Below are 7,045 nucleotides of genomic sequence, written 5' to 3'. Positions count from 1 at the left end.
GAACTTCTTAATGAAGTGAGTTTTCCTTCACAGCATATATCAGCCGGAATACAGTTGAAATTTACTTCGCTTACATATGCTTACGTCGTAATATTTTTACTTTGTGAATATTTGGAATTAGGAGAGATAGAATGTCTTTAAACATTAAAATAGAAAATTTTGAAGGACCTTTTGATTTATTGCTTCACTTAATAAAGAAAAACAAAATGGATATATACGATATTAAGATATATGATATAACTAATCAATATTTGGAGTATGTAAAAGCTATGGAAGAAATGGACCTTGAAATAACTTCGGAATTTATAGTAATATCAGCTACACTAATTGAAATAAAGTCAAAGATGCTTTTACCCAAACCTAAAGTTGATGAAAATGCAATAGATAGTGATGAAAAGGACCCTAGAGAAGAACTAATAAGCAAGCTTGTTGAATATAGAAAGTTCAAGGAAAGTGCCAAGTTTTTTAAGCATAGAGAGCAAGGCATAGGAAGAATGTTCAGTAAAAAACCAGAAATAATAGAAGAGAAGAGTAAGAGCTTTGATCCAAAAGATTTTCTTAAAGGAGTAACTATGCTTCATTTGTTTGAGATTTATAGCAAGCTTATGAGTATATATAAAAATAAAATAAATACTGAAAATGTAATTAATAAAGAAATTCCATTGGACAAGTTTAAGATAGAAGATAAAATTGATTATTTAAAGGAAATTATGATAAATGATAAAAAAATCGTTTTTTCTAATATAGTTAAACATTGTTCTAACAAAATGGAAGTAGTAGTTACATTTCTTGCGTTATTAGAGCTCATGAAATTGAGAGTTATAAAAGTAGTTCAAGAAAATAACTTTAAAGAAATTTATGTGGAAAGGATAAATAATAATGAAGGATATTAATATAAACCAAATGGAAATAGAAGAGGTATCGTCTAAGAATATATACTTTTCTATAATAGAATCTCTATTATTTGTATCAGGTGAACCAATAGATATAAAACAAATTTCTTCAATAATAGAGTGCAGTATAAAGTTTACAAAAGAATTGATGGCAGAAATGATAAAACATTATGAAGAAGAATCGAGAGGAATAACAATAATAAAAGTAAATGAAAGCTATGGATTGGTAACTAAGTCAAAAAATAGTGATTACGTGGAAAAACTTTTAGGTACAAACTCAAGGCAGTCATTGTCCCAAGCAGCTTTAGAAACTTTAGCTATTATTGCATATAAACAGCCAATAACAAGGATAGATATAGATGAAATAAGAGGAGTAAAAAGCGACAGAGCTTTAACTACTCTTGTACAAAAGGGTTTAATTAAAGAATCAGGAAGATTGGATGTTCCAGGTAGACCTATATTATATGGTACTACTGAAGAATTTTTAAAATATTTTGGTTTAGAAGACCTTAATGGTATACCAAACCTGGATGATTTAGTTGGTGATAGTATAGATGAAGAAAAAATTGAGGATTAAATATTAAAGATTAGCTGATTTCGTAATTAAATCGGCTAATCTTTAATATTATTCATTAGAACTTTTTTCAGTTTGATTTTCTTCAGATGTTTCTTTGGATTCTTGTTTTGAATCTTTTTTATGATTTTCTGTATTTTTTTCTTTAGTTATATTTTTGATAAAATCCATTACTTGAGGAATTGAGTCAATTATTTTATCGTAAGTATTTTGTTGATCTAAGGACAAAAGCCTTACAGAATCTTGTTTTGTAACCAGAAAAGCTACAGGTTTTACAGTAACACCTGCGCCAGAACCGCCACCAAAAGGATAAGAAGATCCTGTACCACCTGTATTTCTATTATCAAATTCACTTCCTCCAGAAGCAAAACCAAAGGAAACTTTAGATATTGGAATTATCAAAGTGCCATCTTTTGCTTCTACAGCATCACCTACTATGGTATTAACGTCTATCATATCTTTAATATTTTCCATAGTGCTTTTCATTAAATTTTCTATAGGATGATTATCCATAATAAATTCCTCCATTTATTTAAGTTTTACTAAGAACTATTTTTTTATTTATTCTCCAGATTCTATATGTTATATACAGTATATAAATAACTTTAGCAAAATTAACAAAAATTATACTATTTAATTCTAGTTTTAAGATAAACTTTTTTAAATCAGGTACTATGCAAATAGAATGTTTTTTTATTTTAAAAGGATAATTTAATAATTTTATTAATAAAGGAACTAATGCACAAAATAATCCATGGCATATAGCTGTATAAGCAGCATCATCTAAGCCATACTGAAGATTGAATTTAAATCTTAATGTAGGTTTGAATTTATTTCTATTCAATAAATGTAAAAGTAATTTTATATCTTCAAAATAAAAGTTTAAGTTATCCTTGCTTTTATTTTCATTTCTATCTTTTTTTTCATAAGATTTAAATTTTGAAATCAACTCTATATTATATATGTACATACATAATTTTTTATCTACATATTTAATTTTAAGCATAATTGGTATTGGTATTAACAATATTAAAATAATAATACTAAAAACTATTAGCACTAAATTTTCCTCCAAAATTCCTCTAATAACTATCCTTTTGTGTATTTAGATTTACAGAATATTAAAATTCGATAACCACATTCATTAATAATTATATCCATTAAAGGAATTTATATAACTTGATAGAAAAAATTTATGGGTTAATTTAAATATTAAATGAGAAAATAATTATATACATAGTTTCAAAAAATAAAACTATGTTCGAAAGGAGGAATGTTATCTGTGAAAAATAAATTTAAATATATTAATATATTAATCTTAACAGTATTCATAGTAACTTTATTTGTATCCATAGATGTTCGAGCTTTAGAAAATAGTAATGATAATGGTAAAGAGAATGTTACTAAAGATATATATGTAGATGCGGGGTATGCTATAGCGTTAGATAGTAAATCTAAAGTGGTACTTTATGAAAAAAAGGCATATACTTTAGTTCCAATGGCAAGTACAACTAAAATAATGACTACATTGGTTGCCATAAAGTATGGTGATTTAGAAAGAAAAATAGAGGTATCTGGAAAATCAGCTGGTATAAGAGGATCCAAAGTAGGTCTTAAAAAAGGAGAAAAGATATCATTAAAAGAGCTTCTATATGGCTTAATGCTTAGGTCAGGAAATGATGCAGCTATAGCTATTGCAGAAGGTGTAAGTGGAAGTGTTGAGGAATTTGTACAGCTTATGAATGAATATGCAAGTGAAATAGGTGTTCTAAATACACATTTTCATTCGCCACATGGATTGGATTATGAAGATCATTACACAACAGCTTATGATTTAGCACTTATTACTGCAAAAGCTAAGGAAATTAAGCTTTTTAATGATATTGTAAGTTCTAAAGATGTGGATGGTAAAACATATAATTTCACAAGAAGTTACCATAATATAAATAAAATATTATGGGAATTGCCTGATGCTAATGGTGTAAAAACGGGATATACAGGTAAAGCTGGTAAATGCTTGGTAACTTCAAGTAAGGTGCAAGGAAATGATGTTATTGTTGTGGTTTTAAATTGTAGAGAAAGATGGAAAGAAACAAAGAAAATTTATGATTATGTTAATAAAAGCTATCAATTTAAAAAAATATTTTCCAAAGGAGAAAATGCTGGAAGTATAAATTTGAATAAGGATATTTTAAATCTAGAATATGAGGATGATATTGTTATTCCATTGAAAAATAAAGTTAATTATAATGTTAAAATTATAAAACCAGAAAAGATAGATGGAGTTATTAAAAAAGGAGATAAGGTAGGAAATGTTTGTATATATGCAAATGAAAATATAATTTATAAATCAAATCTTATTGCATCAAATAATTATAAAAAATTTAAAATATGGAATTTTATTATGAAATAACATAAATAAAAATATTAAATTCTATTTCAAATATTTATATTTAAAGGTATATGCTTATAAAATAAATGTTATAGTCAAAATGCTATACGTAAAAGAGTATATACCAATTTTTTATAATTATTTGGTAATTTATATTATTTTAAAGTAAAGTTAACAAAAAATTTACAAAATACATTGTAAGATTATTCAGATATAATTTTAACAATAATATTATGTTAATTAGTACAAAATTTTTAATAAAAAGGTTGTATATTCATCAACAAAAATATTTTATTTGGATGCAAAAAGAATTATGTTTTAAATAGCAATTAATTTATTGAAAATAATAAAAAAATTAAATTTTTTATTCAGAAATAGTTTGTAATGTAAAGGGGATTAATTAAATATAACTAATGATTTGATACTAGAAGATAAAAACTATAACAATGAAAGTATATATTATGTAATACAATAAAATTAATAGTTAATTTAGATAATATAGAATGTAATATAGAAAGTATAACAACAAAAAATGAATAAAAAAGTTACAGTTAATCCACTAATAAATATAATGACAAATGAAATGTAAAGGAGAAAATGTTGCATAATAAGAAAAATTGTTAAGGTTCATGTGAAATTTATTAATATATACAATTTGTGGCTTTAAAATCGAATTTTTTGAGGAAACAGTAGAAAAATAAGTATGGATTGATTTAAATTTAACATTGTAATAAAATGAATTTGATCAAAAAAATGTAATTTCAGTAAGCGAAAAAGGTAATATATTATGCTAAAATATTCATAAAATAGCATTAATATGTGCTTATTTTATAAAAATTTACAATATATATAAAAAAAATATGAAATAAAATACTTAAATGGTAAAATAATGACGAATAAGCAATGAAAAATAAGTTTATATACAATTTTTTCGTAAGCGTTTGCAAAAGCATATTGTAATTAAATTTTTAACATGTATAATTAGACTTAGAGAGTTAAGTTCCTTTATATAAAAAGTAGAAATGTTAATTTTATATGATGTAAAATTAAAAAAGTAACATTAAAATTGCAAATATTGTACTTGGGCAAAGTTATAATATAAAAAGAATTTTTTTATATTAAAACATTTTAAAATTACTATAACAGCAATTTTTTTATATTAGTACAGAATGGAAAATTTAATTAGTACAGGCTTATAATAAAGGTTAAAGCAAATAATTTTATATCAAAATTATGCATATACATGAAAAATTAAAGTATTAATAATTAGTAATGATATAAAATTTTATCTCTTATAATGGATATAGATAAGATTTTGAAGGGGTGAGAAGTATGAATAGAGAAACAGAAGGAATTGTAATTCAAATAGAAGGTAATATGGCTAAAATTAAAGCTAATAGGCATGGCGACTGTTCAAATTGTGGAGCTTGTCCTGGGGATAAAGCTATGGTAGTAGATGCGATAAATACTATTGGAGCTAAACCTGGACAACATGTCAGTTTTGAAATTAAAGAAGTAAATATGTTGAAGGCAGCTTTTGTAGTCTATATTTTGCCTCTTATATCGATCTTTATAGGTGCAGTAATTGGAGGATTTATAGCTAAGAAGATTGCACAAGATACTATAGTGTGCCAAGTAATTGGTGGAATAATAACATTTATACTATCCATTATATATATAAAGTTTTTTGATAAAGCTGCTAACAAAGATGAAAAAATGAAACCTATAATTACACGTATTTTATCTTAAGTTTAAATGTATTTTTTAAATTTTTGCTTAAAGTTAAATTTATATAAATTTTCTTTATAAAAGATTAGATCATTAAAATTATGTAAAAGAGGTGTTTAAAGATGTTTAAAAGTTTCCGAGGTGGGGTACATCCTAATGACAGAAAAAGTTATACTTCAGGTAAAGCTATAGAAGTATTGCCAGTACCCAATAAGGTTACCATTCCTGTTAGACAACACATTGGCGCGCCTTGTTCACCAGTTGTAAAAAAAGGTGATGAAGTAAAAAAAGGCCAGGTTATTGCAAAAACAGACGCTTTTGTTTCTGCTAATATTCATGCCTCAATATCAGGTACAGTAGTAGATATTGGTGATTATAACCATCCTGTATTTGGTAAGTGCCAAGCAATTGTTATTGAAAATGACGGGAAAGATGAATGGGTAGAAGGAATACCTATGGAAAGAAATGACTGGGAAAAGTTAGACAAAAAGGAACTGCTAAATATTATTAAGGAGGCAGGCATTGTTGGAATGGGAGGAGCAACTTTCCCTACACATGTTAAGCTTTCTCCACCACCAGATAAAAAGGTTGATACATTTATTTTAAATGCAGCTGAATGTGAGCCTTATTTAACAGCTGACCATAGAATGATGCTTGAACAAAGTGAACGTATTGTTAATGGTGTAAAAATAACAATGAAGGTTCTTGGCATTGATAAGGGTTATGTTGGTATAGAACAAAACAAACCAGATGCTATAGATGCTATGACGAAGGCATTTGAAGGAACAGGTATACAAGTTGTTGGACTTCCAACTAAATATCCTCAAGGTGCTGAAAAAATGTTAATCAAAGTTTTAGTGGATAAAGAAGTGCCATCTGGCGGATTGCCAGCAGATGTAGGCGTTGTAGTTCAAAATGTTGGTACTGTTGCAGCTATAAGTGATGCAGTACTTAAAGGAATTCCATTAATAGAAAGAGTTACTACTGTTAGTGGTGGAGCTATAAAAGAACCTAAAAATCTTTTAGTAAGAGTTGGTACATTATTTTCAGATGCAATAGAATATTGTGGAGGTTTTTCAGAAACTCCAGAAAAATTACTTTCAGGCGGTCCTATGATGGGAATGGCTCAATCCCATATAGATTTACCTATAATTAAAGGTGTATCTGGAATACTAGCTCTAAGTAAAAAAGATATTAACTCAGGAAAAGAATCAGCATGTATTCATTGTGGACGCTGTGTAGAGGTATGTCCTATGCACTTAGTTCCAAGTAAACTTAGTATTCTTGGCGAAAGAGGTTTATTCGAGCAAGCCAAAGAAGAAGCAAATCTTTTAGATTGCGTAGAATGCGGAAGTTGTGTTTATGTATGCCCTGCTAAACGTAATATTGTTCAATATATAAAATATTGTAAGGCACAAAATGCAGCTCAAAATGCAAAGAAGAAATAAGGGGGAGAAT

The 7,045-nt window shown here is 26.7% G+C and carries 7 protein-coding genes; 5 read left to right on the top strand and 2 right to left on the bottom strand.

Annotation, left to right across the window (positions count from 1 at the left end):
• Positions 1-131: 131 nt before the first annotated feature.
• Together EG57_RS0214070 and scpB are read left to right on the top strand one after the other, a co-directional pair.
• Positions 132-893: a segregation/condensation protein A gene (locus tag EG57_RS0214070; RefSeq protein ID WP_032077811.1), complete on the top strand. Its 762-nt coding sequence runs from the start codon at positions 132-134 to the stop codon at positions 891-893.
• Positions 880-1,470 carry an SMC-Scp complex subunit ScpB gene (scpB, locus tag EG57_RS0214065; RefSeq protein ID WP_032077810.1) on the top strand — a complete coding sequence of 197 codons (591 nt, stop codon included), beginning with the start codon at positions 880-882 and terminating at the stop codon, positions 1,468-1,470. Before EG57_RS0214070 ends, scpB begins: the two co-directional genes overlap by 14 nt.
• Positions 1,471-1,518: 48 nt before the next feature.
• On the opposite strand, the gene ytfJ is transcribed toward scpB, so the two are convergent.
• Together ytfJ and EG57_RS0214055 are read right to left on the bottom strand one after the other, a co-directional pair.
• Entirely contained in the window at positions 1,519-1,980 is a 462-nt protein-coding gene (gene ytfJ, locus EG57_RS0214060; protein WP_032077809.1) for a GerW family sporulation protein, read from the bottom strand.
• A gap of 19 nt (positions 1,981-1,999) precedes the next feature.
• Entirely contained in the window at positions 2,000-2,527 is a 528-nt protein-coding gene (locus EG57_RS0214055; RefSeq protein WP_032077808.1) for a DUF2953 domain-containing protein, read from the bottom strand.
• Between the two features lie 213 nt (positions 2,528-2,740).
• On the opposite strand from EG57_RS0214055, the gene EG57_RS0214050 reads away from it, so the two are divergent.
• From EG57_RS0214050 to rsxC, 3 genes are all read left to right on the top strand, one after another.
• Positions 2,741-3,880: a D-alanyl-D-alanine carboxypeptidase family protein gene (locus EG57_RS0214050; protein ID WP_032077807.1), complete on the top strand. Its 1,140-nt coding sequence runs from the start codon at positions 2,741-2,743 to the stop codon at positions 3,878-3,880.
• Positions 3,881-5,191: 1,311 nt separating this feature from the next.
• On the top strand, positions 5,192-5,608 hold the full coding sequence (locus tag EG57_RS0214045; protein ID WP_032077806.1) for a SoxR reducing system RseC family protein: 417 nt from the start codon (positions 5,192-5,194) through the stop codon (positions 5,606-5,608).
• A 101-nt stretch (positions 5,609-5,709) separates the two neighbouring features.
• Positions 5,710-7,035 carry an electron transport complex subunit RsxC gene (rsxC, locus tag EG57_RS0214040; RefSeq protein ID WP_032077805.1) on the top strand — a complete coding sequence of 442 codons (1,326 nt, stop codon included), beginning with the start codon at positions 5,710-5,712 and terminating at the stop codon, positions 7,033-7,035.
• Positions 7,036-7,045 lie beyond the last annotated feature (10 nt).

Source organism: Clostridium drakei, from assembly GCF_000633595.2.
Taxonomy (GTDB): Bacteria; Bacillota; Clostridia; order Clostridiales; family Clostridiaceae; genus Clostridium_AM; species Clostridium_AM drakei.
Note: the sequence above shows the minus strand (reverse complement) of the source record. Positions and strands in the feature narration are given on the sequence as shown.